The 25316-nt window shown below is 73.3% G+C and carries 19 protein-coding genes; 10 read left to right on the top strand and 9 right to left on the bottom strand.

From position 1 onward, the window contains the following. Window positions 1-45: 45 nt before the first annotated feature. The 3 genes from AB0M28_RS02150 to AB0M28_RS02140 all read left to right on the top strand — a co-directional run bounded on the left by AB0M28_RS02150 (window position 46) and on the right by AB0M28_RS02140 (window position 3687). On the top strand, window positions 46-957 hold the full coding sequence (locus tag AB0M28_RS02150; RefSeq protein WP_365396237.1) for an ATP-binding cassette domain-containing protein: 912 nt from the start codon (window positions 46-48) through the stop codon (window positions 955-957). After that, the gene (locus AB0M28_RS02145; protein ID WP_365396234.1) at window positions 954-1796 is read left to right on the top strand and encodes an ABC transporter permease; all 843 of its coding nucleotides are present in this window, start codon (window positions 954-956) and stop codon (window positions 1794-1796) included. Before AB0M28_RS02150 ends, AB0M28_RS02145 begins: the two co-directional genes overlap by 4 nt. A 106-nt stretch (window positions 1797-1902) precedes the next feature. After that, window positions 1903-3687, top strand: coding sequence for a GAF domain-containing protein (locus tag AB0M28_RS02140; RefSeq protein WP_365396231.1), 1785 nt, complete (start codon window positions 1903-1905; stop codon window positions 3685-3687). On the opposite strand, the gene AB0M28_RS02135 is transcribed toward AB0M28_RS02140, so the two are convergent. From AB0M28_RS02135 to AB0M28_RS02105, 7 genes are all read right to left on the bottom strand, one after another. After that, window positions 3621-4598, bottom strand: coding sequence for a hypothetical protein (locus AB0M28_RS02135; RefSeq protein ID WP_365396229.1), 978 nt, complete (start codon window positions 4596-4598; stop codon window positions 3621-3623). The genes AB0M28_RS02140 and AB0M28_RS02135 overlap by 67 nt on opposite strands. Window positions 4599-4686: 88 nt before the next feature. Beyond that, window positions 4687-5406, bottom strand: a complete 720-nt coding sequence (locus AB0M28_RS02130) for a response regulator transcription factor (RefSeq protein ID WP_365396227.1) — start codon at window positions 5404-5406, stop codon at window positions 4687-4689. A 198-nt stretch (window positions 5407-5604) separates the two neighbouring features. Further along, a complete protein-coding gene (locus AB0M28_RS02125) occupies window positions 5605-6006 on the bottom strand; it encodes a CBS domain-containing protein (RefSeq protein WP_365396224.1) in 402 nt (133 codons plus the stop codon). Between the two features lie 43 nt (window positions 6007-6049). Continuing rightward, window positions 6050-6514, bottom strand: coding sequence for a cyclic nucleotide-binding domain-containing protein (locus AB0M28_RS02120; protein ID WP_365396221.1), 465 nt, complete (start codon window positions 6512-6514; stop codon window positions 6050-6052). Between the two features lie 54 nt (window positions 6515-6568). Further along, window positions 6569-7081: a flavodoxin domain-containing protein gene (locus tag AB0M28_RS02115; protein ID WP_365396218.1), complete on the bottom strand. Its 513-nt coding sequence runs from the start codon at window positions 7079-7081 to the stop codon at window positions 6569-6571. 64 nt (window positions 7082-7145) lie between these two features. Continuing rightward, window positions 7146-7886 (bottom strand): CBS domain-containing protein, encoded by a 741-nt coding sequence (locus AB0M28_RS02110; RefSeq protein ID WP_365396215.1) that lies wholly within the window; start codon window positions 7884-7886, stop codon window positions 7146-7148. 39 nt (window positions 7887-7925) lie between these two features. Next, window positions 7926-10634 (bottom strand): bifunctional GNAT family N-acetyltransferase/acetate--CoA ligase family protein, encoded by a 2709-nt coding sequence (locus tag AB0M28_RS02105; protein WP_365396212.1) that lies wholly within the window; start codon window positions 10632-10634, stop codon window positions 7926-7928. Window positions 10635-10903: 269 nt separating this feature from the next. Here AB0M28_RS02105 and pflB point away from each other — a divergent pair, with 269 nt between their 5' ends. The 7 genes from pflB (at window position 10904) to ppdK (ending at window position 20519) form a co-directional block, all read left to right on the top strand. Further along, window positions 10904-13156 carry a formate C-acetyltransferase gene (pflB, locus tag AB0M28_RS02100; RefSeq protein ID WP_365396209.1) on the top strand — a complete coding sequence of 751 codons (2253 nt, stop codon included), beginning with the start codon at window positions 10904-10906 and terminating at the stop codon, window positions 13154-13156. After that, the gene (gene pflA / locus AB0M28_RS02095; RefSeq protein WP_365396206.1) at window positions 13156-13884 is read left to right on the top strand and encodes a pyruvate formate-lyase-activating protein; all 729 of its coding nucleotides are present in this window, start codon (window positions 13156-13158) and stop codon (window positions 13882-13884) included. The genes pflB and pflA overlap by 1 nt, the downstream gene beginning before the upstream one ends. A 203-nt stretch (window positions 13885-14087) precedes the next feature. Further along, window positions 14088-14717 (top strand): hypothetical protein, encoded by a 630-nt coding sequence (locus tag AB0M28_RS02090; RefSeq protein ID WP_365396204.1) that lies wholly within the window; start codon window positions 14088-14090, stop codon window positions 14715-14717. Between the two features lie 73 nt (window positions 14718-14790). Beyond that, window positions 14791-15807, top strand: coding sequence for a type I glyceraldehyde-3-phosphate dehydrogenase (gene gap / locus AB0M28_RS02085; RefSeq protein ID WP_365396201.1), 1017 nt, complete (start codon window positions 14791-14793; stop codon window positions 15805-15807). A gap of 38 nt (window positions 15808-15845) precedes the next feature. Further along, complete coding sequence (locus AB0M28_RS02080) at window positions 15846-16760, top strand: universal stress protein (RefSeq protein ID WP_365396199.1); 915 nt, start codon at window positions 15846-15848, stop codon at window positions 16758-16760. Window positions 16761-16825: 65 nt separating this feature from the next. Then, window positions 16826-17836, top strand: a complete 1011-nt coding sequence (locus AB0M28_RS02075; RefSeq protein WP_365396196.1) for a zinc-dependent alcohol dehydrogenase — start codon at window positions 16826-16828, stop codon at window positions 17834-17836. Between the two features lie 34 nt (window positions 17837-17870). Beyond that, window positions 17871-20519 carry a pyruvate, phosphate dikinase gene (gene ppdK, locus AB0M28_RS02070; RefSeq protein ID WP_365396193.1) on the top strand — a complete coding sequence of 883 codons (2649 nt, stop codon included), beginning with the start codon at window positions 17871-17873 and terminating at the stop codon, window positions 20517-20519. Window positions 20520-20540: 21 nt separating this feature from the next. On the opposite strand, the gene AB0M28_RS02065 is transcribed toward ppdK, so the two are convergent. Together AB0M28_RS02065 and AB0M28_RS02060 are read right to left on the bottom strand one after the other, a co-directional pair. Then, on the bottom strand, window positions 20541-21530 hold the full coding sequence (locus AB0M28_RS02065; protein ID WP_365396190.1) for a helix-hairpin-helix domain-containing protein: 990 nt from the start codon (window positions 21528-21530) through the stop codon (window positions 20541-20543). A 49-nt stretch (window positions 21531-21579) separates the two neighbouring features. Beyond that, window positions 21580-25104 carry a DNA polymerase III subunit alpha gene (locus tag AB0M28_RS02060; RefSeq protein ID WP_365396187.1) on the bottom strand — a complete coding sequence of 1175 codons (3525 nt, stop codon included), beginning with the start codon at window positions 25102-25104 and terminating at the stop codon, window positions 21580-21582. Window positions 25105-25316 lie beyond the last annotated feature (212 nt).

The raw sequence follows: 25316 nt of genomic DNA, 5'->3' as shown, positions 1-25316 counted from the left end.
CCGGCCCGATGCCCCGCGGCCCCCTCGCCCGGCACCGTGGACGGCGTGATCGAAGCAACCGACCTCACCAAGCGCTACGGCGGGACCACCGCCGTCCGCGCGCTGTCCTTCACCGTCCGCCCCGGCGTCGTCACCGGCTTCCTCGGACCGAACGGCGCGGGCAAGACCACCACCCTGCGCCTGATCCTCGGGCTGAACACCCCCACCTCCGGCACGGTCACCGTCGACGGCCGTCCCTTCGCGGACCGTCCGCGCGGCCTGCGGCACGTCGGCGCCCTCCTCGACGCCCACGACGTCCACGGCGGGCGCACCGCCCGCGCCCATCTGACGGCGCTGGCGGTGAGCAACGGGCTGCCGCGCCGCCGGGTCGCCGAGGTGCTGGCCGAGGTGGGGCTGGCGGAGGCGGCGGGCCGCCGCGTCGGCGGGTTCTCCCTGGGTATGAAGCAGCGCCTCGGCATCGCGGCGGCCCTGCTCGGCGATCCGCCCGTGCTGCTCTTCGACGAGCCGCTGAACGGCCTGGACCCGGAGGGTGTGCGCTGGGTGCGCGGGCTGTTCCGGCGGCTGGCGGACGAGGGCCGCACCGTGCTCGTCTCCAGCCATCTGATGCGGGAGATGGAGCACACCGCCGAGGAGTTGCTCGTCATCGGCCGCGGCGAGCTGATCGCGGCGGAGAGCCTCGTGGACTTCGCGGCCCGCGGGAGGGGGCCGGGCGTGACGGTCCGTACGCCCGAACCCGACGTCCTTTCCGCGCGGCTGAAGGACGAGGGCGCGGTCGTACGGGCGGAGCGCGACGGTTCGTATCTGGTGACCGGGCTCCCCGCCGCCCGGGTCGGGGAACTGGCCTTCGCGCACGGCGTACGGCTGCACGAACTCACCCCGCGCACCGCCTCCCTGGAGGAGGCGTTCATGGAACTGACCGCCGACAGCGTCGAGTACGCCGCAGGAGCACCCCGATGACCCGGATCCCCCACCCCGCCCGTTTCCGCCAGCTCCTGGCCGCCGAGTGGATCAAGCTGTGGTCGCTGCGCTCCACCCGCTGGGTGCTGGGCGCCTGCGTGCTGGTCGTCGTCGGCATCAACGCCAACTCCGCCAAGTCCAACGCGGACCGGCTCGCGCACCAGCCGGAACTGCCGCCGGAGCGGCCCGGGTTCCCGGACCTGCCGCAGTTCCTCTTCGATCCGCTGCACACCGCCTTCGTCGAGCCGGCCTGGCTGATCCTGGTGATCGTCGCGACGTCGGTGGGCGCGATGGCGGTGTTCGGGGAGTACGCCAGCGGGCTGATCCGTACGACGTTCGCGGGCGTCCCGGACCGGACGGCGGTGGTCGCCGCCAAGCTGACGGTGATGACGGTGGTGATGCTCGCCTTCGGCGCGCTCGTCTCGGGCGCCTCCTTCGGCCTCACCCAGATGCTGCTGCGCGACCACGGCGGGCTGTCGCTCGGCGATCCGGGCGCCCTGCGCGCGGTCACCGCGGCCGCGGCGATGGCACCAGTGTGCACGCTGGTCGGCATGGCGCTGGGCGCGCTCGTCCGCAACGCGGCCGGCACGGTGGTCACGTCGGTCGCCCTGCTGCTGGTGGTCCCGGGCCTGTTCGCGGGCGAGCGCTACCGCTGGGTCAAGGAGATCGGCAACGCCATGCCGCTGAGCGCCTGGCAGCGCCTGGTGATGAACCCGGAGCGGATGCGCGACCTGGGCAGATACCCGCTGACGCTCACCGGGGCATGGACGGTGTTCGGCGCCTGGGCGGTGTGCGCGGCGGCGGTCGCGGTGGTCGCGGTCAGGCGGCGGGACGTGTGAGGTACCCGGGCACGGACGACTTTCCGCGGGCCGCACCGCGCGTCGGGGATACCGTAGGCGCCGGGGCTTTCGGATCGTGTGGTGGTGGCCGGGGTGGGGGTACGCGATGGAGACGCCGGAGAACGGCTCGGGGCGGTTGCCGCAGCTGCAGATAGACCAGCTGCTGGCCGAGTTGCAGGCGCGGATCGAGGACGTGCGCGGTACCAGGGACCGGATCCACAGTCTGCTCGAGGCCGTCATGTCGGTCGGCCAGGGGCTGGAGCTGACCCAGGTGCTGCGGCGTATCGTCGAGGCCGCCGCGGTGCTGGTGGACGCGGAGTACGGCGCGCTCGGTGTGATCGGCGACCGGGAGCAGCTGGCGCAGTTCCTGCCCGTGGGCATGTCGGACGAACAGATCGGGGCGATCGGGCCGCTGCCTTCCGGGCACGGCATCCTCGGCGAGCTCATCCGCCATCCCCAGGCCCTGCGGCTGACGGAACTCGCCGACCATCCGGCGTCCTACGGCTTCCCGCCCAACCACCCGCCGATGCATTCGTTCCTCGGCGTTCCGATCCGGGTGCGCAACGAGGTGTTCGGCAACATCTACCTGACCGAGAAGCGCGGCGGGAAGGACTTCGACGTCGAGGACGAGACGGTGCTGTCGACCCTCGCCGTGGCGGCGGGCGTGGCCATCGAGAACGCCCGGGCGTACGAGGAGTCGCGCCGCCGGCAGCGCTGGCTGGAGGCCAACGCGGACGTCGTCTCCCAGCTCCTGTCCGGCGCGGGCCGGATGAGCGTGCTGGAGCTCGTCGTCGATCGCGCGCGACAGATCCTCGAGGCGGACCTCGGCGTCCTCACCCTGCCCGTACCGGGCACCGACGACCTGCGCGTGGCCCTGACCTCGGGGCCCGAGGCCGCCGCGTTCCGCCGCCTGACCCTGCCCTTGCGGGGATCGCTGGCGGGAGTCGCGGCCGACGCGGTGGAGCCGGTGGCCAGCTCCGGCCTGTCCGACGACGACCGGTTCCCCGCGCACCAGGAGCCATGGACGCGGCTGGGCCCCGCGGTGGCGGTGCGGATGGGCACCAGCGAGGGAATCCGGGGGGTGCTGCTGCTCGCCCGGCCCGTGCGATCCGCGCCGTTCGGCGAGGCGGAGCTGGCGCCGCTGCTGACCTTCGCCGGGCAGGCGGCCATCGCCATGGAGCTGGCGGAACGGCGGGACGCCGCCCAGCAACTGGCACTGCTGGAGGACCATGAGCGCATCGCGCGGGACCTGCACGACCTGGCCATCCAGCGCCTGTTCGCCGCCGGCATGACGCTGCAGAGCACCCTGCGGATCGTGACCCAGCCGCAGGCGAGCGAGCGGATGCAGCGCGTGGTGCGGGACCTGGACGACACCATCTCGATCATCCGGTCGACGATCTTCGGGCTGCGGCCCCGCGACGCCGATCCCGGCAGGCCCGGGCTGCGGGCCCGGGCGGCCTCGGCTGTCGAGGAGGCCGCGACGGTGCTGGGGTTCAGTCCCGGACTGCGGATGGAGGGCCTGCTGGACACCGACGTGCCGGCGGACATCGCCGAACACGCCCTCGCCGTGCTGGGCGAGGCCCTGTCGAACACCGCCCGGCACGCCGACGCCCGCACCGTGGACGTTGCGCTGACCGTCCGGGCCGGCACCCTGACCGTCGGCGTCACCGACGACGGGGTGGGGCTGCCCGCGGACGGAGGACGGCGCAGCGGCCTGCGCAACCTTGAGGAACGGGCCCAGCGGTTGGGCGGCACGATAACAGTGGGTCCGGGCTCCGAGGGCGGCACCCGGTTGGTGTGGTCGGTTCCGACCGACGCACACCGTCACTCGGGGTCGTCGAGCACCTCCGACACCGGTCGCCGGGACGTCGGGGGGCCTTCCGGCCCGTAGCCGATCCGGATCAGCATCTGCACATGGCCGCGGCCGCGCCGGGTGTCGTACAACGCGGCCCGCAGGTCCGGCCATTCGACGGCCTGGTGGTACAGCGAGGCGCGCAGCGAGTGGCGGGTGGCGTCGAGCAGCACGTGCTCGAGTGCCTGCCCGGTCCGCAGCCAGTCCGCGCGGGTGTCGTGCGCGGTGGTCAGCACGGCGATCAGCGGGTGGGGTTCGTACGCGGCGGCCTGCAGCACGGCCACGTTCCGGGTCGCGGAGTGGTCGCGGGCGGGGACGCGGTCGGTGGCGTCCTGCAGGCCGAGCGCCGCGGCGGGGATGCCGTCGTCCGCGTTCTCGCGCAGCCAGCGGCGGCTCTCCATCCGCCGCGCGGCGCTGTTCCGGTTGCGCTGCTCGGCCTCGGCGGTGAGCCTGAGGAGCTTTCCGGCCTGCTCCTCCTCGGGGAAGTGCAGGGCCGCACCCTCGGCGTGCGCGGCGTCGCGCAGTTCGGCCAGGATGTGCCCGGGCGGACGCACCGGGGCGAACGGGAAGCGGCTGGAGCGCCGGTGCCACACGCTGTCGTAGAGGTCGGGGCGGTGGCCGCGACCTGGGCGTACGGGCCGGGTGAAGCGCACCGCCGCCAGCAGTGCGGGCTCGGCCGGATCCGGCAGCAGGCGTACCACCGGTTCGTTGCCGAAGTGGGCCGCCGCCACCCGCAGGTTGAACACCCCGGCCCCGACCGAGACGTGCAGCGCGCGACCGGTGGGGTCGAGGTGCACGAGTCCCCGGCCGGGCACCGCCCGGATCTCCAGCGCACCGTTGTCCGTGTTGAGACGGAAGCGCCAGGGCTGGGTGTTGAAGATGGACGGTGCCGCCACGGCGGCGGTGATCACACGCTCCAGCAGCTGGGCGTCGAGGGTGGTGGGTGGCATGTCGGCCTCCTCCTGCTCCACTCCAGCCTGCGCGGTGCCCGGTGTCGCGATCAGAGGCCGTCGGGCCGGGAGGCGCCGCCGGGAGGCCCTACCTGGCGTGCCGTTCGGCCGGCTGCTCCTCGGACTGCGGACCCAGCCGGGTGGCCAGCACCGCGGCCTGGATGCGCCGTTCCACGCCGAGCTTGGCCAGCATGCGTGACACGTGGTTCTTGACGGTCTTCTCGGCCAGGTAGAGCCGCTGGCCGATCTGCCGGTTGGTGAGGCCCTCACCGATGAGTTCCAGGATCTCCACCTCGCGCGGTGTCAGCGCGGCCAGGGCCTCGTCCTGCGGGTCGGGCTCCGGCTGGGGCTCGTGCTGGCTGCGCAGCCGGCTGATCAGGCGCGTCGTGGTCGCCGGGTCGAGCATCGACTCACCCGAGGCCACGGTGCGTACCGCGCTGACGAGGTCCTCGCCCTGGATCCGCTTCAGTACGAAGCCGGCCGCGCCCGCCATGATGGCGTCCAGCAGTGCCTCCTCGTCGTCGAAGGAGGTGAGCATCAGACAGGCCAGTTCCGGCATCTGCGAGCGCAGCTCCCGGCACACGCTGATCCCGTCGCCGTCGGGCAGGCGTACGTCCAGGATCGCCACATGTGGGCGCACGGCGGGGGCACGGACCAGCGCCTGCGCCATCGTGGAGGCGTCGCCGACGACCTCGATGTCCGGCTCCATCTCCAGGAGGTCCTGCACGCCGCGCCGGACGACGTAGTGGTCGTCGAGCAGGAAGACCCGGATCGGCTGCTCGGCGGAGAAGGTACGTGCGTCGGTCATGGACAACTCCTTGCGCCCTGTCGCGCGTCGGTCGGTCGATGGTGGGAGCCTCGCCGCCGCGGCCCCGGCACAGCCAGGGCCGAACGGACCAACGAGACCCTCCGTAAGACCTGTTCGAACCACGCTACTGCGCGCGGCCGTGGACACCCGAAGGAGGTCTGGTTCGCCGGCCCGCGGGGGCTCGCAGCTGTTCGACGCTCATGTTGCCCGGTTGGTGTGCGGGGTGAGGTCCGGCCGGATGTCGACGACGCCTTCGACCGCCCGGATCAGCTGGGTGACCAGCGGCACCAGAGAGCGGTCGCGCATCGCGCCGGGGGTCGTCATCAGCTGGCCGGCGGTGACGGCGCCGGCCTTGGCCAGGTCGCCGAGCCGGTGCATCTGCTCGAAGCGCGTGGGGTCGCTGTCCCGGAACTCCTCCTTGGGCAGCAGGTCGGCCTCGGAGACCACGCCGATCACCCGGCCGTCCGCGGCCAGTACGGGCAGGGCGCTGACCTGCCACTGCTCCAGGGTGCCGACGACGTCCTTGAACGGGGTGTCGCGGCTGATCGCCACGACGGTCCGGGTCATCACATCGCTCACGATGTGCGGTCCGGGGGACATGCGATACCTCCCTGCTCGGTGCGGTCGGCCGGTCCGTGCGGCCTCAGTTGGGCAGGCCACTGCCGTACGGTGCGTACAGGTCGAGGAGCCGGATGCGGGCGGACACCAGGCGGTGTCCGATGACCTCGGCGACCTTCAGCGCGACAGCGTGTCCGAGCGCGGGGTCCGCCCGGCATGTCCGGAGCACCTCGGCGGCGTCGAACTCAAGGGCTCGTACGGGACTCTGGGCCTCGGCTCCCAGGTGCCACACACGCGGCGGGAAGAGCCACGACCAGCCCAGCAGATCGCCCGGACGCAGGGTCTCGACGACGGCGGCCCTGCGGCCCGGAACACGGACGTCGAGGGACACGGCGCCGGTGCGGATGATCCAGAACCGGTCGGCCCGGTGTCCTTCGGAGAAGATCCGGCTACCGGCCTCGAAACTGACCTCGGTGGCCGTCTTCATCAACTGCTCGCGCTCCTCGGGCGTGAGTGCGGCGAGGAGATTCGTGGCGGGGGTGGAAACCATGGCGGTCCTCCTGGGTTAAGGGCGCCCGGCGCGCGGGACGCCGCGCGCGTTCGGTCATGCCGGCGGGGCGTGCGCCGCGAGTTCGTCGGCGATGTCACCCGCCCACGCGTCGATGCTCTTGCGGTCGCGGAAGTCGCCACCGTGGCCGGACGAGACGATGCGCCGGGCGATGAAGCCCGTGGCGGACTCGCCGAGGCAGCCGCCGAAGGTCGTGTGCCCGCGGGCGCCGAGCCTGGTCGCGATGCGCGCGACGCCGGGCACCGGCGGGATCTCGCGGACGCTCGCCGAGGAGTCCAGCGGGCCGCTGCTGAACAGCCAGACGGGCATGTCCCGCAGGGCGGTCCGGTGGCGGCGGGCGTAGCGGGTCGCGTCGCGGTGCCAGCGCCCGGCGTACAGACCGGCGCCGAGCACCACTGCGGCGTAGTCGCGCGGGTCGGGGGCGGTCCCGGCCGGGATCGCGTCGGCGTCGAAGTCGTGTTCGTTCAGTACGTCGGCGATCCATGCGGCGATCTCCGCCGTCGAGCCGTACTTGGTGCCGTACACGACCAGCACCTTCTGGTGTGTCATGGCTGATCATCCCGTCTTCTCGTGCGACCCGACGCCGCGCTGCCGCGCGGCGGGCCGCCGTGGTTCACATCCGGCGCAGCCACTCTTCGGTGATACCCCGGCTGCCGCACTCCGAGGGGCGCACGTGGGTGTCGTCCAGCCGGGCCGTGAGCCTGTCGACCACGGCGACCACGCCGTCGACCTGGCCGGCGAGCCGCAGCGCGATGGGGATCTCCGTGGCCCGCTCGACCTGGCCCTGCAGGGTCACGACGCCCTCGTGGACGGCCACGCGGATCGTCTGCGGCACCAGCCACAGGGTGCGGACCAGCACCTGGTCCTCGATCTCGCGCTTGATCTCGCTGTCCGGCCGCAGGAAGATCCGCAGCAGGTCGCGCCGGGTGACGATGCCGACCAGCCGATCCTCCTCGTCCACCACCGGAAGCCGCTCGATACCGTGCAGCGCCATGGTGCGGGCGGCCGAGGCGATGGTCTCGCCCGCCGGGACGGTGACGGCGGGGGTGGACATCAGCTGTCCGGCGGTACGGGCGTGCGCCTTGTGCCGCTGACCGCGCGACAGGCGCCGCCACCCGGCGAGCCGGGAACGCCATGACTCGTACGGGGCCGCCTCCTGCTCTCCCTGGCCGGCCTGGCGCATCATCAGGTCCGTCTCGGAGATGACACCGATGACCTTCTCGTCGTCGTCCACCACTGGCAGCCCGCTGATGCGGTGCCGGATCAGCTTCTGCGCGACCTCCTTGAACGGGGTGCCGTACTGGACGCGCACGACGTCGATCGTCATCACGTCACCGGTCTTCTGGTGCTTCATGGCGCACGCTCCTCTCGGGTCGGCACAACCGGCTTCGGGTCAGCGCAGCCGGCGCAGATAGGGGTCGTGGTGCCGGCGCGGTGTCAGACGGATCCGCACGTCGAGGGCGGTGATGCCGTCGGCCCGGGCCAGGACCGGGTTGAGGTCGGCCTCGGCCAGCTGGGGCAGGTCGCAGGCGAGCGCCGACAGGCGGTGCAGGAGGTGCTCCAGACCCTCGAGGTCGACCGGTCCCGCACCGCGGTGGCCGAACAGCAGCGGTGCGCTGCGCGGGGTCGTGATCAGGTCGTGTACGTCGCGGTCGGTCAGCGGGGCGAGCCGGGCGGCGTGGTCGGCGAGCAGCTCGGTGCTGGTTCCGCCGAGGCCGAAGAGGACGAGCGGTCCGAAGACGTCGTCCTGGACGACTCCCGCGACGAGCTCGATGCCCCTGCGTGCCATGGGCTGGACGAGCACTCCGCTCAGCACCTCCCCGAACCGGGTGGTCAGATCGCGGTGGGCGGCGCGCACCTGGTCGTGGCCGGCCAGGTCGAGCAGGACGGCTCGCTGTTCGCTCTTGTGCAGCAGGCCCGGCCAGTACGCCTTGAGCGCCACGCGTCCGCCGCCCGCACCGGCGAGCCGCTCGGCGGCCGCGACCGCTTGGTCCGCGGTGTGCACGCAGGCCCAGGGCAGTTGGGGGATGCCGTAGGCGTCGAGCAGCGCGGCGCACTGGGGCGGGTCCAGCCAGCCGCCGTCCGGGTTCGCCGCCAGGAAGGTGTCGACGAGCGTGCGGGCGGCCTCGCGGTCCACTCCGTCGGCCACCGGTACGCTGCCGGGCGGCTGGGCCAGCCACTGGGCGCGGGCGGCGGCGTGCGCCAGGGCCCGGGCGGCGCCCTGCGGATCCGCGTACGCCGGCACATCGCCGCCGGCGGTGTGCAGCAGCCGGACGGACTCGCACTGGTCGAGCAGTACGGCGACGACCGGGCGCGGATGGTCCTCGCTGACACGGCGGGTGAGCGCCCGTACGAGATCGTCGCCGGTCGCCTCGGCCAGCGCCGTGGGCACCAGGGCGACCACCACCGCGTCCACCGCGCCGTGCCGGGCCAGCCGCTCCACGCAGGCGCGCAGCGCCGTGCCGCTGACGGCGGCCGTCACGTCGACCGGGTTGGCCGCGCTCGCCCCGGACGGGAGGATGCCGAGGAGTTCGCCGATCAGGTCCGCCGGGAGCTCCGGCACCGTCAGTCCGGCTTCCGCGCAGGCGTCGGCGGCGAGCACGCCCGCGCCGCCGGCGTTGGACACCACCGCGATCCGGGTGCCGGCCGGCAGGGGCTGGGCGTGCATCAGGGCCGCGGTGTCGAGCAGTTCGCCGACCGTACGGGTGGCGGTGATCCCGGCCTGGGTGAACAGGGCCTGCCGGGTCACCGTCGGGGTCGCGGCGGCGGCCGTGTGCGAGGCGGCGGCCCGGCGGCCGGCCTCGGAGCGGCCCGCGTCCACGGTCAGCACCGGCATCTTCCGGGCCACGCGGCGGGCGGTGCGGGAGAACGCCCGCGGATTGCCGAAGGACTCCAGGTGCAGCAGCGCCAGGTCGGTGGTGCCGTCCGACTCCCACCACTGCAGGAGGTCGTTGCCGCTCACGTCCACCTTGTCGCCCAGGGAGACGAACGACGACACGCCGATCCCCAGCCGGCTCAGTCCGCCGAGCAGCGCGATGCCGACCCCGCCGGACTGCACCGCGACGCCCGCGGTGCCGGGCAGCGGCCGGTGGGCCGCGAAGGTGGCGTCCATCCGGACCGTCTCCGCGGTGTTGGCGATGCCCAGGCAGTTGGAGCCGACCACGCGCATGTCGTAGCGCCGGCACGCGGCGAGCAGCGCGGCGCTGTGCTCGGCGTCGAGCCCCGAGGTGAGCACGACCAGCGCGCGGACGCCCGCCTTGCCGCACTCCTCGGCCGTCTCGGGGACCGCGGCGGCGGGCAGGGCGAGCACGGCGAGTTCGGGGACCTCGGGCAGGGCGGTCACCGACGGGTGGCAGGGGACGTGCTCGACCATCTGCGCGTTCGGGTTCACCGCCATCAGCCGGCCGGTGAAGCCCGCCCTGCGCAGGTTCTTCAGTACGGCACGGCCGACGGAGCCCGGGCTTCGCCCGGCGCCGACCACCGCCAGGGAGCGGGGTGCCAGCAGGGGGCGCATGCTGGCCGTGGCGGCCCTGCGGCCGCGCTCGTCGACGGCGGTGAGGTAGTCCTCATCGGGCGTGAGCGATACGGCGCAGTGCACCTCGGTGCCCTCGAAGCGGCGGGTGGTGTGCAGTCCGAAGTCGGCGAAGACCTTGAGCATCTCGTGGTTCTCGGCGAGCGCGTCCGCGGTGAAGCCGGCGACGCCGTCGAGTCGCGCGGCGTGCACCAGGTGTTCCAGCAGCAGGGTGCCGACGCCGCGGTGGTGGAAGTCGTCGCCGACGGCCAGGGAGATCTCCGCCAGCACCGGATGTGTTCCACCGGTGTCCAGGCGCTCGTACTCGGCGACGCCGATCAACGTGCCCGCGTGATGCGCGAGCAGGGCGCCGTATCCCGGGCGCTCGCCACGGCAGACCCTCTCGGCCGCCTGCCGGCCCGAGCGGCGGCTCGGCACGAAGAACCGCAGCCGCAGGTTCTCGGCCGCCATCTCGTCGTAGAACCGCAGCAGGTCACCGAGGTCCTCGGGTCGCGCCGGACGGATCTGAGCGGTCAGGCCGTCGGCCAGCAGCGCGTGAACGGGTTCCAGTGGGTGCACGGACCGGGTCATCGCGATCCCCTGTCGGTAGTGGGCTCACCCCGAGCATCCGGCGGCGCGGCCCGCTGACCCAGGGCCGGCGGGCAGCCGCCTCGGGGGTCGTTGGACCCCGGATCGGCGCGTGTGCGCAGGGCCGTCCGGCGCGGTGGGGTCGAAGGACCCTACGGCCGCGGGTCGTCCGGCCGGGCGCAGGCAACCGCCCGCCTCTGCGTGCCGGCACCCGTACGAACCAGCATCGAAGGCGAGGGAGAAGGGCCGCATCCGAGTCGGGGAGCTCCGCCATGACGACCACCGCAACCGCACACCACACCGACGCCTGGCGCGGGTTCACCGGGCGGGACTGGCGCGAGAGGATCGACGTGCGCGCCTTCATCGCCGCCAACCGCACGCCCTACGAGGGCGACGGCACGTTCCTCGTCGGTCCGACCCGGCGCACCCGCGCCGTATGGGAGAAGGTCGCCGCGCTCTTCCCCGAGGAGCGGCGCAACGGGATCCTCGACGTCGACACCGCCACACCGTCCACGATCACCTCGCACGCGCCCGGCTACATCGACCGCGACCGCGAACTGATCGTCGGCCTGCAGACCGACGCCCCGCTGAAGCGGGCGATCATGCCGGGCGGAGGACTGCGCATGGTGCGGGCCTCGCTCGCGGCGTACGGCCGCACGACCGACCCGTGGGTGGCGAAGGTCTTCAGCACCTACCGCAAGACCCACAACGACGGTGTGTTCGACGCCTACACCCCTGAGATGCGCCGGGCTCGCAAGGCCGGGATCATCACCGGACTGCCCGACGCCTACGGCCGCGGCCGGATCATCGGCGACTACCGACGCGTCGCGCTGTACGGCACCGCCCGCCTCACCGAGGCCAAACAGCACGAACGGGCCCGCCTGGACGCGGAGCCGTCGACAGCCGATGCCATCCGCGACCGCGAGGAACTGGCCGAGCAGATCCGGGCGCTGGGCGAACTGGAGCGGATGGCCGCCTCGTACGGCTGCGACGTCACCCGCCCCGCCGCCTCCGCACACGAGGCCGTGCAGTGGCTCTACCTCGGCTTCCTGGCCGCGGTGAAGGAGCAGAACGGCGCCGCCATGTCGCTGGGCCGGGTCTCGACCTTCCTCGACGTCTATCTGCAGCGCGACCTGGCCGCGGGAGTGATCGACGAGTCCCGGGCCCAGGAGCTGGTCGACGACCTGGTCATCAAGCTGCGCATCGTGCGCTTCCTGCGCACGCCGGAGTACGACGAGCTGTTCTCGGGCGATCCGACCTGGGTGACGGAGTCCATCGGCGGAATGGGCGCCGACGGCCGCACGCTGGTCACCCGCACCTCGTACCGCTTCCTGCGCACCCTGTACAACCTCGGCCCCGCCCCCGAGCCCAACCTCACGGTGCTGTGGTCGCCGCGGCTGCCGGAAGCCTTCAAGCGCTACTGCGCGCAGGTGACCATCGACACCAGCTCCATCCAGTACGAGTCGGACGACCTGATGCGGCCCGTCACCGGCGACGACACCGCGATCGCCTGCTGCGTCTCCGCGATGACGGTCGGCCGGCAGATGCAGTTCTTCGGCGCCCGGGTGAACCTCGCCAAGGCCCTGCTGTACGCCATCAACGGCGGCCGCGACGAGATGACCGGGGAGCAGGTCGCCCCCGTCACGCCACCGTTGACCGGCGAGTTCCTCGACCACACCGAACTGGCCGCCGCCTACGACCGCACCCTTGACTGGCTGGCCGCGACGTACGTCGGCGCGCTCAACGTCATCCACTACATGCACGACAAGTACGCCTACGAGCGCCTGGAGATGGCGCTCCACGACCACCCCGTCAGGCGGACCATGGCCTGCGGCATCGCCGGCCTGTCCGTGGCCGCCGACAGCCTCTCCGCCGCCAGGTACGCCCGGGTGAGGGTCATCCGCGACGACTCCGGACTGGCCGTGGACTACGAGGTCGAGGGCGACTACCCGGCGTACGGCAACAACGACGACCGCGCCGACGCCATCGCCGCCGGCCTGGTGCGGTCGTTCATGGCCAAGCTGCGCCGCCACCCCGCCCACCGGGACGCGGAGCACACCCAGTCCGTGCTGACCATCACCTCCAACGTGGTCTACGGCAGGCACACCGGCAACACCCCCGACGGCCGCCGCGCCGGCGAGCCCTTCGCGCCCGGGGCCAACCCGATGAACGGCCGCGACCGGCACGGCATGGCGGCCTCGGCGCTGTCCGTCGCCAAGCTCCCGTACGAGTGCGCCCGCGACGGCATCTCGCTGACCTCGACCATCACCCCGGAAGGGCTGGGGCACGACCCGGCCGAGCGGGCCGGGTACCTCGTCGGGCTGCTGGACGCCTATACGGCGGCAGGCGGCTTCCACATGAACGTCAACGTCCTGGACCGGGCGACCCTCGAGGACGCCATGGAGCACCCCGAGAACCACCCGGACCTGACCATCCGCGTCTCCGGTTACGCGGTGAACTTCGTCCGCCTCACCCGTGAGCAGCAGTGCGACGTGATCAGCCGCACCTTCCACGGCGCCCGGTGATGACCACCGGGCGCGTGCACTCCTGGGACCTGTCCACCGGCGTCGACGGCCCGGGCACACGGTTCGTGCTGTTCCTGAGCGGCTGTCCGCTGCGCTGCCTGTACTGCGCCAACCCGGACACCTGGCACATGCGCGACGGCTCCCCCACCACCGCCGACGAGGTGACGGCCCGGATCGAAGCACACCGGACCTTCCTCACCGCCGCCGGCGGCGGGGTGACCCTCAGCGGCGGCGAGCCGCTGCTCCAGCCCGCGTTCACCGCCGAGGTCCTGCACCGCTGCCGGCAACTGGGCCTGCACACCGCGCTGGACACCTCCGGCCATCTCGGTGCCCGCGCGGACGACGCCCTGCTGGCGGACACGGACCTGGTCCTGCTGGACATCAAGGCCTTCGACGCGCCCGTCCACCGGAGACTGACCGGCGCGGCGCCGGCACCCACGCTCGCCTTCGCCCGCCGGCTGGCACGGCTGGGCACACCGGTGTGGATCCGCTACGTGCTGGTTCCCGGCCACACCGACGACCTCGCCGCCGTCGACGGCCTGGGCGCCTTCCTGGCCGGACTGGGCAACGTCGAGCGCGTCGACGTCCTGCCGTTCCACAAACTCGGCGCCGCCAAGTACCAGGCCCTGGGCGTCGACTTCCCGCTGCGCGACACCCCGGCCCCCGACGCGGCACTCACCGCACGGGTAGTGGCACGCCTGCACGCCCACGGCCTGCACGCGCTGTGAGGCCGGAGTACCGCGGCACGGGGCGACCGACCGGCCCTCCCCGGCACCCTCGGGCGCCGCTGGTCGGACGTCGGAACAGGGTCCTTCGACCCTGCGGCGCGGGCCCCCGGACCTCTGCGGAAACCCCTTGCTCCAGCGCGACATTGGAGACACAGAGAGAACGTCGGACCAGGCCCGGCAGGGCTCCAGAAGGGATGAACACCATGGCCGTCCAGCAGCACCCGCAGCGGCACCCGGGGTTCCGGTTCCCCACGCTTCGCAAGCAGCAGGCAGCCGCCAAGGCTGCCGCTTCCACCGACACCGCCGCCACCTCCACCTCCGCCACGGCGTACGTCTTCGCCGGAGTCCGCCTGATCACCGGATTCGTCTTCCTGTGGGCGTTCCTCGACAAGACCTTCGGCTTCAGCTACGCCACGCCGACCAGCCGCGCCTGGATCGAGGGCGGCTCGCCCACCAAGGGCTTCCTCAGCGGTGTCGCCGTCGGCCCGATGGAGTCCACCCTGCACGGCTGGGCGGGCGACCCGTGGGCCGACTGGCTGTTCATGCTCGGCCTGCTCGGCATCGGCCTGGCGCTCATCGCCGGCGTCGCCCTGCGATTCGCCGCCGTCGCGACCACCGTGATGATGGCGCTGATGTGGATCGCCGAATGGCCGCCCGCCCAGCACCTGTCCGACGGTTCGCCCAGCATGTCGACCAACCCGGTCGTCGACTACCACGTCGTCTACGCCGTCGTGGTGATCGCGCTCGCGGTCGCGTCGGCCGGCGACACCTGGGGACTCGGCAAGGCCTGGGCGAAGCTCCCCTTCGTCCGCGACCACGCCTCGCTGCGCTGACCACCGCCCGCCCTTCGCCCTCCCGGAGCGCCGTCGGCAGCTCCGGGAGCGGCACGACCCCCAAGGACAGGACATGACCGTCCGCATCGGCATCAACGGCTTCGGCCGGATCGGCCGCAACTACCTCCGCAGCGTCCTGGACCGCACCGGCCAGGACACCACGGCCGTCGAGGTCGTCGCCGTCAACGACATCGCCCCCGTCGCCACCCTGGCGCACCTGCTGGAGTACGACTCCACCTACGGCCGCCTGCAGCGCACCGTCACCCACGACGCCGATTCCCTCACCGTCGACGGGCACCGGATCGCGGTGACCGCGGAACGCGATCCCGCCGCGCTGCCCTGGGCGGAGCACGACGTGGACATCGTCGTCGAGTCCACCGGGCGCTTCCGCGCCCGCGACGACGCCGCCCTGCACCTGAAGGCCGGCGCGCGCAAGGTGCTCATCTCCGCCCCCGGCAAGGGCGCGGACGCCACCGTCGTGATGGGCGTCAACGAAACCGCCTACGACCCGGACATCCACCACGTCGTGTCCAACGCGTCCTGCACCACCAACTGCGTGGTGCCCATGGCCCATGTGCTGCACGAGCGCTTCGGCATCGTGAAGGGCCTGATGACCACGATCCACGGCTACACCAACGACCAGGCCCTGCTGGACGGCCCGCACAAGGACCTGCGCCGCGCCCGCTCCGCCGCGGTCAGCATCATCCCCACGTCCACCGGCGCGGCCCGCGCCACCGGCCTGGTCATCCCGGAGCTGGCCGGGGCGCTGGACGGCATCGCGGTCCGGGTGCCGGTCGAGGACGGCTCGCTGACCGACCTGGCCCTGGTGCTCGACACCCCGGCCACCGCCGAGGAGATCAACGCCGCCTTCACCGAGGCCGCCGACGGTCCGCTGCGCGGCATCCTGCGGGTGTCCACCGCACCGATCGTCTCGCGCGACGTGGTCGGCGATCCGGCGTCCTGCGTCGTGGACGCGGGCCTGACCCAGGCGCACGGCGAACTGGTCAAGGTCTTCGGCTGGTACGACAACGAGTGGGCGTACAGCAACCGGCTGCTCGACCTCACCGAGTACGTGGCGGCACGCCTGTGACGGCGCCGCCAACCCATCGACCGCCCAAGGAGGCACTGATGCCCGGCACATCCGAAACCCCCGTGCTGCAGGGCCGGGTCGTCGTCGGCTACGACGGCTCCCCGCACGCCGAACGCGCCCTGACTCGCGCGATCGACGAGGCCGTACGCCGCGAGACCGGCCTGGAGATCATCCTCGGTGCGCCCTGGATGCCGTTCGCACCGCCCGCCGCAGCCGCACCGGCACCGGTCGTGGAGCAGCGCGACTTGTACCGCGCCACGAAGGAGCTGGCGGACGAGGCCGCCGACCGCGCCCGCAAGGCAGCGCCCGGCCTGGTCGTCGTGGCGACGGTGACCGGGGATCCCGCTGCCGAGGCCCTGGTGCGCGCCGGCGAGACCGCGGGCCTGACGGTGGTCGGCACCCGCGGACACGGCGGCTTCACCGGGCTGCTGCTCGGCTCGGTCAGCCTCCGCGTGGCGGCCCACACGCACAGCCCGCTGCTGGTGGTGCGCGGCGACCCGGAGGTCGAGGACGAGGTCCGCGACACCGTGGTGGCCGGTGTGCAGGGCGACGCGGACCGCCCCGCCGTGCGCTACGCGTTCGAGGAGGCCCAGCGCCGCGACGCGCGGCTGCGCGTGCTGCACGCCTGGACCTACCCGGCGCCGCTGGGCGGAATGCCGACGGTGGACGCCGACGGGGCCCGCGAGCAGGTCGCCGAGCAGCGCAGGTTCGCCGAGGCCGTCCCGCGCTACGCCGCCTCCCAGCTGCACGACGCGTATCCGCTCGTCCGCGTGGAGACCGACCACGAACTGGGTTCGGCCGCGGGCATGCTCGTCCACGCCAGCAGGACCGCCGACCTGGTCGTCCTGGGCGCGCACCGCCCGCGCCACCGGTTCGGGATGCGACTGGGCCCGGTCACGCATGCGGTGCTGCACCACGCGCACTGCCCCGTGCTGCTCGTCCCGGTGGAGTGAGGGCGGCGTCCCGTTCCTGTTCGCCGCCGGACCAGCAGATCCGAATCCGAAGAATGGAGCCCACCGTGCAAGCAGCCGTCGTCCGAGCCTTCGGCGAACCGCTCGTGCTCGAGGACCGCCCCGACCCCGAACCCGGTCCCGGACAGATCCGGATCCGCGTGGAGGCCTCGGGTCTGTGCCACACCGACATCCACGCCGCCCACGGCGACTGGCCCGTCAAACCGCAACCGCCGTTCGTCCCGGGCCACGAGGGCGTCGGCATCGTCGACAAGCTCGGCCCCGGGACCGCCGGCATCTCACTGGGGCAGCGGGTCGCCGTACCGTGGCTGGGCCGGGCCTGCGGCAGCTGCGAGCACTGCCTGTCGGGCTGGGAGACCCTGTGCGAGCAGCAGGTCAACACCGGCTACTCCACCGACGGCGGCCACGCCCAGAAGTCCCTCGCCTGGGCGCGGTTCGCGCAGCCGGTGCCGGACGGCATCGACCCGCGCGAGGCGGCGCCGCTGACCTGCGCGGGCGTGACGACGTACAAGGCGGTGAAGGTCGCAGGCGTACGCCCCGCACAGTTGGTGGCGGTCTCCGGTATCGGCGGCCTGGGCCACCTCGCCGTGCAGTACGCGAAGATCGCCGGCGCGACCGTCGCCGCCGTCGACGTCACCGACGACAAGCTCGCGCTCGCCCGGGAGCTCGGCGCCGACCTGCTCATCGACGCCCGCAAGGACGACGTGGCGGCGGTCCTGAAGGCGCACGGCGGTGCGCACGCCGCCATCGCGCTCGCGGTCGACGAGTCCGCGTTCGCCGCCGCCTACGCCGGACTGCGCCGCGGCGGCAAGCTCGTCATGGTGGCGCTGCCCGCGGGCGGCACCGTCCAGCTGCCGATCTTCGACACCGTGCTGAACGGCACCAGCGTCATCGGCTCCATCGTCGGCACCCGCCAGGACCTCGCCGAGGTCTTCCAGCTGCACGCCGCGGGCCGCACCCGGGTGATCTACGAGACCCGGCCGCTGTCGTCGGTCAACGAATCCATCGCCGACGTCCTGCGCGGCGAGATCACCGCCCGCGTCGTCCTCGAACCCTAGAACCCGCACACCGCGACCGCGAGGAAGGCCCGCCATGCCGACGTACGTGTACGACTTCACCGAGGGCGACCGGCAGATGGCCGGGCTGCTGGGCGGCAAGGGCGCCGGTCTGGCGGAGATGACCCGCCTCGGCCTGCCGGTGCCTCCCGGCTTCACCGTCACCACCGAAGCCTGCCGGGCCTTCCTCGCCACCGGCACCGAACCGCCCGGGCTGGGCCGTGAACTGGCACGGCGTCTGGCGGCGCTGGAGCACCGCATGGGCCGCTCGCTCGGCGATCCGGAGGACCCGCTGCTGCTGGCGGTGCGCTCCGGGGCGAAGTTCTCCATGCCCGGGATGATGGACACCGTCCTGGACATCGGCCTGAACGACGAGACGGTGCCGGGCCTGGCCAAGGCCTCCGGGCGCGAGCACTTCGCCTGGGACTCCTACCGCCGGCTCATCCAGATGTTCGGCACCACGGTGCTCGGCATCGACGGCGGCCTCTTCACCGCCGCCGCGGCCCGCCGCCCGGACCGCGGAGAACTGCCTGAGCTGGTACAGGACTTCAAGGCGATCGTCGAACAGGTCACCGGGGCGGAGTTCCCCCAGGACCCCCTCGACCAGCTGACCAGGGCGATCCGTGCCGTGTTCACCTCCTGGAACGGCGAACGCGCCCGCGTCTACCGCCGCCGCGAGCACATCCCCGACGATCTGGGTACCGCCGTGAACGTCCAGGCCATGGTGTTCGGCAACCTCGGCCCCGACTCCGGCAGCGGCGTGGCCTTCACCCGCGACCCCGCCACCGGCCGGCCCGGGCTCTACGGTGACTATCTGCCCGACGCCCAGGGCGAGGACGTGGTCGCGGGCATCCGCAGCACGCTGGCGCTGAGCGCGCTGCACGACCTCGACCCCGGTTCGTACGACGCCCTGCGGACCCACGCGCGCCGCCTCGAGGCGCACTACCGCGATCTGTGCGACCTGGAGTTCACCGTCGAACGCGGCAGGCTGTGGATGCTGCAGACCAGGGTCGGCAAGCGCTCGGCGCCAGCGGCCTTCCGCATCGCCGCCCAGCTGGCGGACGAGGGCCTGATCACCGGCGACGAAGCGGTGACCCGCGTCACCGGCGCGCAGCTGTCCGAGCTGATGTTCCCGCGGTTCGACGAACGCGCGGACGGCACCCTGCTGGGCCAGGGCGTTCCGGCCTCGCCCGGCGCCGCGGTCGGCGCCGCGGTCTTCGACTCCGCCGAGGCCGTACGCCGTGCGGCCGCCGGCGAGAAGACCGTCCTGGTCCGCCGCGAGACCGCCCCCGACGACCTGCCCGGGATGCTCGCCGCCGAGGCCGTACTCACCAGCCGGGGCGGTAAGACCAGCCACGCCGCCGTCGTCGCCCGCGGCATGGGCAAGGTGTGCGTGTGCGGAGCGGAGGACCTGGACGTCGACACCACCGGGCGGCGCTTCACCACCCGCGACGGCACCGTGGTCACCGAGGGCACGGTGATCTCGGTGGACGGCACCGCCGGCACGGTCCACCTGGGCGCGCTGCCGATGGTCGAGTCGCCGGTGACGCACTACTTCGACTCCGGCGAGATCACCACCACGCTCGCCGTGGCGGTCGACCTGATCATGCGCCGGGCCGACACCGTGCGCCGCCTCGGTGTCCGCGCCAACGCCGACACCGCGGAAGACGCCGCACGCGCCCTGCGCTTCGGCGCGGAGGGCATCGGCCTGGTCCGCACCGAGCACATGTTCCTCGGCGAACGCCGCCCCCTGGTCGAGGCGATGATCCTGGCCACCGCCGACGCCGACCGCCGCGCGGCGCTGGACGCACTGCTTCCCCTGCAGCGAGCGGACTTCACCGGCATCCTCACCGCGATGGGCGACCGGCCGGTCGTCATCCGCCTGATCGACCCGCCGTTGCACGAGTTCCTGCCCGACCGCACCGAACTGGCCGTCCGTATCGCCCGGGCACAGGCCGAAGGCCGCGCGGTGCCGCCCCGCGACACGGCGCTGCTGGCGGCCGTGGAGCGGATGCACGAGCAGAACCCGATGCTGGGCCTGCGCGGCGTGCGCCTCGCGCTCGCGGTCCCGGGCCTGGTCGCCATGCAGGTCCGCGCCGTCGCCGAAGCGGTCGTCGAGCTCAGGCGGGCGGGTCGCGACCCGCGGGCGGAGATCATGATCCCGCTGGTCGCCACGGCGCAGGAGCTGCGCGTCGTACGGGCCGAGGTCCGGCACGTCCTCGCCCGGGTGACCCAGGAGACGGGTGTCCCGGTCGACTGCCCGATCGGCACGATGATCGAACTCCCGCGGGCCGCGCTCACCGCCGGCGGCATCGCCGAAGAGGCGGAGTTCTTCTCCTTCGGCACCAACGACCTCACCCAGACGACGTGGGGCATCTCCCGGGACGACGCGGAGGCGGGGTTCTTCCCGGCCTACCTGGCTCAGGGGATCCTGCCGGCCTCCCCGTTCGAGTCCGTGGACGCGGCCGGGGTGGGCCGGTTGATCCGCATCGCCGCCGCCGAGGGCAGGGCGAGCCGCCCCGACCTCGAGCTGGGCGTCTGCGGCGAGCACGGCGGCGACCCCGATTCCATCCACTTCTTCCACGAAGCCGGCCTCGACTACGTCTCCTGCTCGCCCTACCGCATCCCGGTCGCGCGGCTGGAGGCCGGCCGGGCCGCGGTGCTCGCCGCTCGGTCCCGGTCCTGAGCCGGAGAGATCCAGGGGTTGCTATGCCGCACCCACGTCCATGGCGGCCGCCGGGTGAACCGCCTCCGGTCCGAAGCGGCTGCGGGCGCGGTCCGCGGCGGCTTCGAGGCTGCGGGCCTTGGCGTCGGACGGGTCGAAGGTCAGCTGGTGGGTGGCGAGTTCCGCGGCGGTCAGGTCCTCGGCGCGCAGGGCGAGGGCCCGGACGCGGGCGCGCTGCAGGCCGAGGCGGTCGTGCAGATCGCGGGCCAGGGCGGTCAGCGCCTGGGTGTGGGCGGTGGGTTCGGGGAGTCTGCGGGTGCGGGTGGTCGTGGAGCGGTCGGCGTAGCGGACCGTGAGGGTCAGGGCGCGGGCGACCTGCTGCTCGGCGCGCAGTCGCAGGCCGATGCGGTCGGTGAGGGTGAGCAGGGCGGCGCGTTGGCGGTCGCGGTCCAGTTCGTCGTGGCCGAAGCGGTGCTCGGCGGTCAGCGAGCGCGCCGGGGCGGCCGGGGTGACCGGGGTGGGGTCGATGCCGCGGGCCGCGTCGTGCAGCCGGCGGCCGGCCGAGGCGCCGAGGATGCGCTGCAGGGTGCCGAGGGGGGCGTCGGCGATCCGGGCGACGCTGTCCAGCCCGTAGCTGCACAGGGTGCGGGCGGTCTTCGGCCCCACGCCGTGCAGGGCGGCGGCCGGTTTGCGGGCGAGGAACGCGGCGACGGCGTCCACGTCGTCGGGCAGGACGCGTACCGCCGAGGGCGGGCCGTCGGCGGCGACCATCCGGGCCAGCATCGGGTTCGAGGCGACGCCGACCGTGGAGCGTACGCCGTACAGCCCGCCGGTGCGCGCCCGGATCCGCTCGGCCAGCGCCGGCGCGTCCACCCCGAAGTAGCGCAGGCTGCCGCCGACGTCGGCCAGCGCGGCGTCGGGCGGCAGCGCCTGTACGACGGGCGTGTACTCGGCGAGCAGGGCGAGGAGACGCGTGTACAGCTCCTCGCCGATGCCGCCGCCGTCACCGAAGTGGATGTACAGCACGCTCATCCCGCGCTCCCTTCGTACGGGCCGCTCATCCCGACTTCGTACGGGCCGCTCATCCCGCGCTCCCCGGGCTCTGGTGCCACAGCTTGCGGCTGTTCTTCACGGACTCGCCCGGTGGCTGCAGATCCGCCCACGGGTGCAGCTCGTAACCGGTCTCCAGCTGGATGCCGCGGCCCTGCGCCGTCGCCCCGCTCGGCGCGGGGCCCAGCTCCGTCAGCCGCTCGGTGACCGCGGGCAGTCCGCCCGTACGCCGCAGCTCGGCCAACTCCGCGAGGTCCCAGGCGGCGGAGCCGACGACGGACAGCGCCTTGCCGTTGCCGCCGCCGCGACGCTGGACGACACCCCGTACGAGCAGCAGCCAGGAGTGGAAGACGGTGTGCGCGCAGGCGTCGTGGCTGTCCTCGAAGAACGCGCAGTCCACCAGCCCGCTCGTATCGTCGAGCGTGGTGAAGATGACCCGCTTGCCGGAGCGGATCGGCGGCGTCTGGGTGGCGCCCTTGGCCCCGGCGACCAGCACGATCCGCCCGTGTTCGGCGTCGCGCAGCTGCTTCGCCGAGAGCACCCCGAGCTCCTCCAGCAGCTCCCTGTGGTCGGCCATCAGGTGCCGGGAGGCGTCCATGCCGAGTACGCCCAGCTCGGCGCCGAGCCGCTCGGCGTCGTTGAGGTCGGGCAGCATCGCCGGGGCGGCCGTGTCCACGGCCTCCTCGCCCGAACCCAGCGTCAACTGCCCCTGGGACGCCTTGCTCCGGCCGCGCTGCAGCTCGGCGATGTGCAGGAGCAGATCGCGGCGGTTCTTGCCGAACCGGTCCAACGCGCCGACCTGGGCGAGGCGTTCGGCGATCGGGCGGGACGGGCGGGCACGGGAGACGAAGTCCTGGAGCGAGACGTACGGGCGTCCCGCGACGATCCGCTCCGCCTCCGCATCGCTCATCCCGTGCACGTCGCACAGGGCGAGCCTGATGCCGTACACGGGGGGAACATCCCGGTCATCAGACACCAGTTCGATTCTATAGTCGGAGTCCGACACGTTGACGTCCAGCGGCAGCACCGGCACCCCCCACCGCCGCGCGTCCGCGAGCAGCAGCCGCTTCGGGTACATCCCCGGGTCGTGGGTGAACAGCCCGGCGTAGAAGGCCGCCGGGTGGTACGTCTTCAGCCAGGCGGACTGGTACGACGGCACGGCGAAGGCCACCGCGTGCGCCTTGCAGAAGCCGTACGCGCCGAACGCCTCGACGATCTCCCAGGTGCGCGCGATCACCTCCGGTTCGTAACCGCGCCGGCGCGCCTGCTCCTCGAACCACGCCTTCACCCGCGGCACCTGGTCGCCGCTGGACAGGGCGCGGCGGGCGTAGTCGCCGAAGGCGAACCCGCAGCCGGTCATCACGTCGAAGATCTTGATGAGCTGCTCGTGGAAGACCACGACCCCGTACGTCTCGCGCAGGGCCGGCTCCAGGTCCGGGTGCGGATAGCGCGGCGCCTGCCGCCCGTGCCGGGCCTTGATGAACGGGTCGACCATGTTGGCGGCGACCGGCCCGGGCCGGAAGAGGGAGATGTCGACGACCAGATCGTGGAAGGTCTCCGGCTGCAGCCGGGCGATCAGGTCCCGCTGGCCGGGCGACTCGGTCTGGAACAGGCCGAGGGTCTGGGACGACTTGATGAGCTGGTACGTCCTCGGGTCGTCGGTCGGCAGCCCGTCCATGTCGAGGTGCTCGCCGGTGGTCCGCTCGACCTCCGCCACGGCGTGCGCGATCGCCGACTGCATCCGCACGCCCAGGACGTCGAGCTTGAGCAGCCCCATGTCCTCGACGTCCTCCTTGTCGAACTGGGACATCGGGAAGCCCTCGCCGCTCGTCGGTACGACGGGGGTGCGGCGCAGCAGGCTGTTGTCGGAGAGCAGCACGCCGCAGGGGTGCATGGCGATGCCGCGCGGCAGCGCGTCCAGGGCCTCGACCAGGTCCCACATCTGCGGGCCGTACGCCTCGGGGTCGATGCCGCGCAGCTCGGGGAGTTCGGTGAGGGCGGCGCGGGCGTCGCGGGCGCGGATGTGCGGAAACGATTTTGCGAGCCGGTCGACCACGTCCGGATCCAGCCCGAGGGCGAGGCCGACGTCGCGTACGGCGTGGCGCACCCGGTAGGTCTCGGGCATGGAGACGGTCGCCACCCGCTCGGGGCCGAAGCGGTCGAGGATGGTGCGGTAGACCTCCAGCCGGCGGGCGGACTCCACGTCGATGTCGATGTCGGGCAGCTCGGTGCGCTGCTCCGACAGGAAGCGCTCCATCAGCAGGTCGTGCTCCACCGGGTCGGCGGTCGCGATGCCGAGGAGATGGTTGACCAGGGAGCCCGCGCCGGAGCCCCGCGCCGCGACCCGGATGCCGAGTGCGCGGGTGTCCTCGACGACCTGGGCCACGGTGAGGAAGTACGAGGCGAAGCCCTTCTTCTCGATGAGCCGCAGCTCGTCCTCCAGCCGGTGCCACCGCCTCGTGTCGTCGTAGCGCCTGAGGACCATCGCCGCGTCGCACTTGGACCGCAGCACCCGCTCCGGGGTACGGCGATGGGCGCCCACCAGCCCCGGCTCGGGGAAGTGGACGTGCCCCAGGCGCAGATCGTCCTCCGGGTCCACCACGCACGCGTCGGCGGTCCGCACGGTGACCTCCAGCAGCCGGCGGGCGGTGCCGCGGTCGTAGCCGGCGGCCTCCGCGATCCGCTCGGCGGTCTGCGCCATCTCGGCGGCGGGCTTGAGCCAGCCCTCGCCGCTGTCGCGTTCGCCGCGCGGGTCGATGGGGACCAGGCGGCGGGCCGAGTCCAGCACGTCGGCGACCGGGCCCATGCCGGGGTCGGCGTAGCGCACGGCGTTGGTCAGCACCGGCGCCACGCCCTGGTCGGCGGCGAAGCCGAGGGTACGGGCGGCCAGCCGCAGCGAACCCGGGCCGGTGCCGCCGCGGCCGTGGCTGACGACCTCCAGCCGCAGCGCGTCGCCGTACCGCTCCCGCCAGGGCGCGAGCAGCCGGGCGGCGCGGTCCGGGCGGCCGGCGGCCAGCGCCCGGCCGACGTCGGAGCCGGGGCCGAGCAGTACGACGACACCCTCGCCGCCGAGCGCGTCCCAGGGCAGCAGCGGCCTGGCGCCGGGCGTACGGGCGCCGCCTCCGGCGCGCATGCCGGAGACCCCGGCGGGCAGTGCGCCGACCCCGGCCGGCGTGCTGTTCGCGGCGGCGTGCGCGACGGTGACCAGGCGGCACAGCTCGGCCCAGCCGCGCGCGCCGTCCTGGGCGAGGAAGAGCACGCGCTGCGCCGACTCGTCGACGAACGCGCCGCCGCGCACGGGGGTGCGCCGGCGCTCGGTACGGCTCGCCGTCTCCGGCTGCTCGTCCACGGCCAGGTCCACGCCGAACAGCGGCCGCACACCGGCCGCGCCGGCGGCCTTGGCGAAGCGCACGGCGCCGCCCAGGGTGTCCCGGTCGGTCAGCGCCACGGCGTCCATCCCGCGCTCCGCGGCCCGCCCGGCGAGCGCGTGCGGGTGGCTGGCGCCGTACCGCGTCGAGAACCCGGAAACGGCACGCAGATGCGTAAATCCCCGCATCCGCACCGCCTCGCCGACACTGACCCCGCACCTCCGTTTCCGGTGCTTCACCTGGCGTTTCGTGAAGCTTGGGGACCACGATAAACCAGAATCGCACGTCTGTGCGATTCGCCGCGCCGGGGGTTGCTCTGGGGGGTGGGGTGGGCCGTGCTGCGGGAGGGGGCGTGGGACGACGCCTTCAAGCCCGTACGGAACGCCGGTACGGGCAGCTG

The organism is Streptomyces sp. NPDC051940, assembly GCF_040680895.1.
Lineage (GTDB): Bacteria > Actinomycetota > Actinomycetes > Streptomycetales > Streptomycetaceae > Streptomyces.
This window is presented reverse-complemented; position numbering and strand designations above follow the sequence as displayed.

Excerpts from the sequence above, each read along its gene's own strand:
- AB0M28_RS02145 (WP_365396234.1), top strand. The coding sequence starts at position 954 with ATGACCCGGATCCCCCACCCCGCCCGTTTCCGCCAGCTCCTGGCCGCC.
- AB0M28_RS02140 (WP_365396231.1), top strand. The coding sequence starts at position 1,903 with ATGGAGACGCCGGAGAACGGCTCGGGGCGGTTGCCGCAGCTGCAGATA.
- AB0M28_RS02135 (WP_365396229.1), bottom strand. The coding sequence starts at position 4,598 with ATGCCACCCACCACCCTCGACGCCCAGCTGCTGGAGCGTGTGATCACC.
- AB0M28_RS02130 (WP_365396227.1), bottom strand. The coding sequence starts at position 5,406 with ATGACCGACGCACGTACCTTCTCCGCCGAGCAGCCGATCCGGGTCTTC.
- AB0M28_RS02125 (WP_365396224.1), bottom strand. The coding sequence starts at position 6,006 with ATGTCCCCCGGACCGCACATCGTGAGCGATGTGATGACCCGGACCGTC.
- AB0M28_RS02120 (WP_365396221.1), bottom strand. The coding sequence starts at position 6,514 with ATGGTTTCCACCCCCGCCACGAATCTCCTCGCCGCACTCACGCCCGAG.
- AB0M28_RS02115 (WP_365396218.1), bottom strand. The coding sequence starts at position 7,081 with ATGACACACCAGAAGGTGCTGGTCGTGTACGGCACCAAGTACGGCTCG.
- AB0M28_RS02110 (WP_365396215.1), bottom strand. The coding sequence starts at position 7,886 with ATGAAGCACCAGAAGACCGGTGACGTGATGACGATCGACGTCGTGCGC.
- AB0M28_RS02105 (WP_365396212.1), bottom strand. The coding sequence starts at position 10,634 with ATGACCCGGTCCGTGCACCCACTGGAACCCGTTCACGCGCTGCTGGCC.
- pflB (WP_365396209.1), top strand. The coding sequence starts at position 10,904 with ATGACGACCACCGCAACCGCACACCACACCGACGCCTGGCGCGGGTTC.
- pflA (WP_365396206.1), top strand. The coding sequence starts at position 13,156 with ATGACCACCGGGCGCGTGCACTCCTGGGACCTGTCCACCGGCGTCGAC.
- AB0M28_RS02090 (WP_365396204.1), top strand. The coding sequence starts at position 14,088 with ATGGCCGTCCAGCAGCACCCGCAGCGGCACCCGGGGTTCCGGTTCCCC.
- gap (WP_365396201.1), top strand. The coding sequence starts at position 14,791 with ATGACCGTCCGCATCGGCATCAACGGCTTCGGCCGGATCGGCCGCAAC.
- AB0M28_RS02080 (WP_365396199.1), top strand. The coding sequence starts at position 15,846 with ATGCCCGGCACATCCGAAACCCCCGTGCTGCAGGGCCGGGTCGTCGTC.
- ppdK (WP_365396193.1), top strand. The coding sequence starts at position 17,871 with ATGCCGACGTACGTGTACGACTTCACCGAGGGCGACCGGCAGATGGCC.
- AB0M28_RS02065 (WP_365396190.1), bottom strand. The coding sequence starts at position 21,530 with ATGAGCGTGCTGTACATCCACTTCGGTGACGGCGGCGGCATCGGCGAG.
- AB0M28_RS02060 (WP_365396187.1), bottom strand. The coding sequence starts at position 25,104 with ATGCGGGGATTTACGCATCTGCGTGCCGTTTCCGGGTTCTCGACGCGG.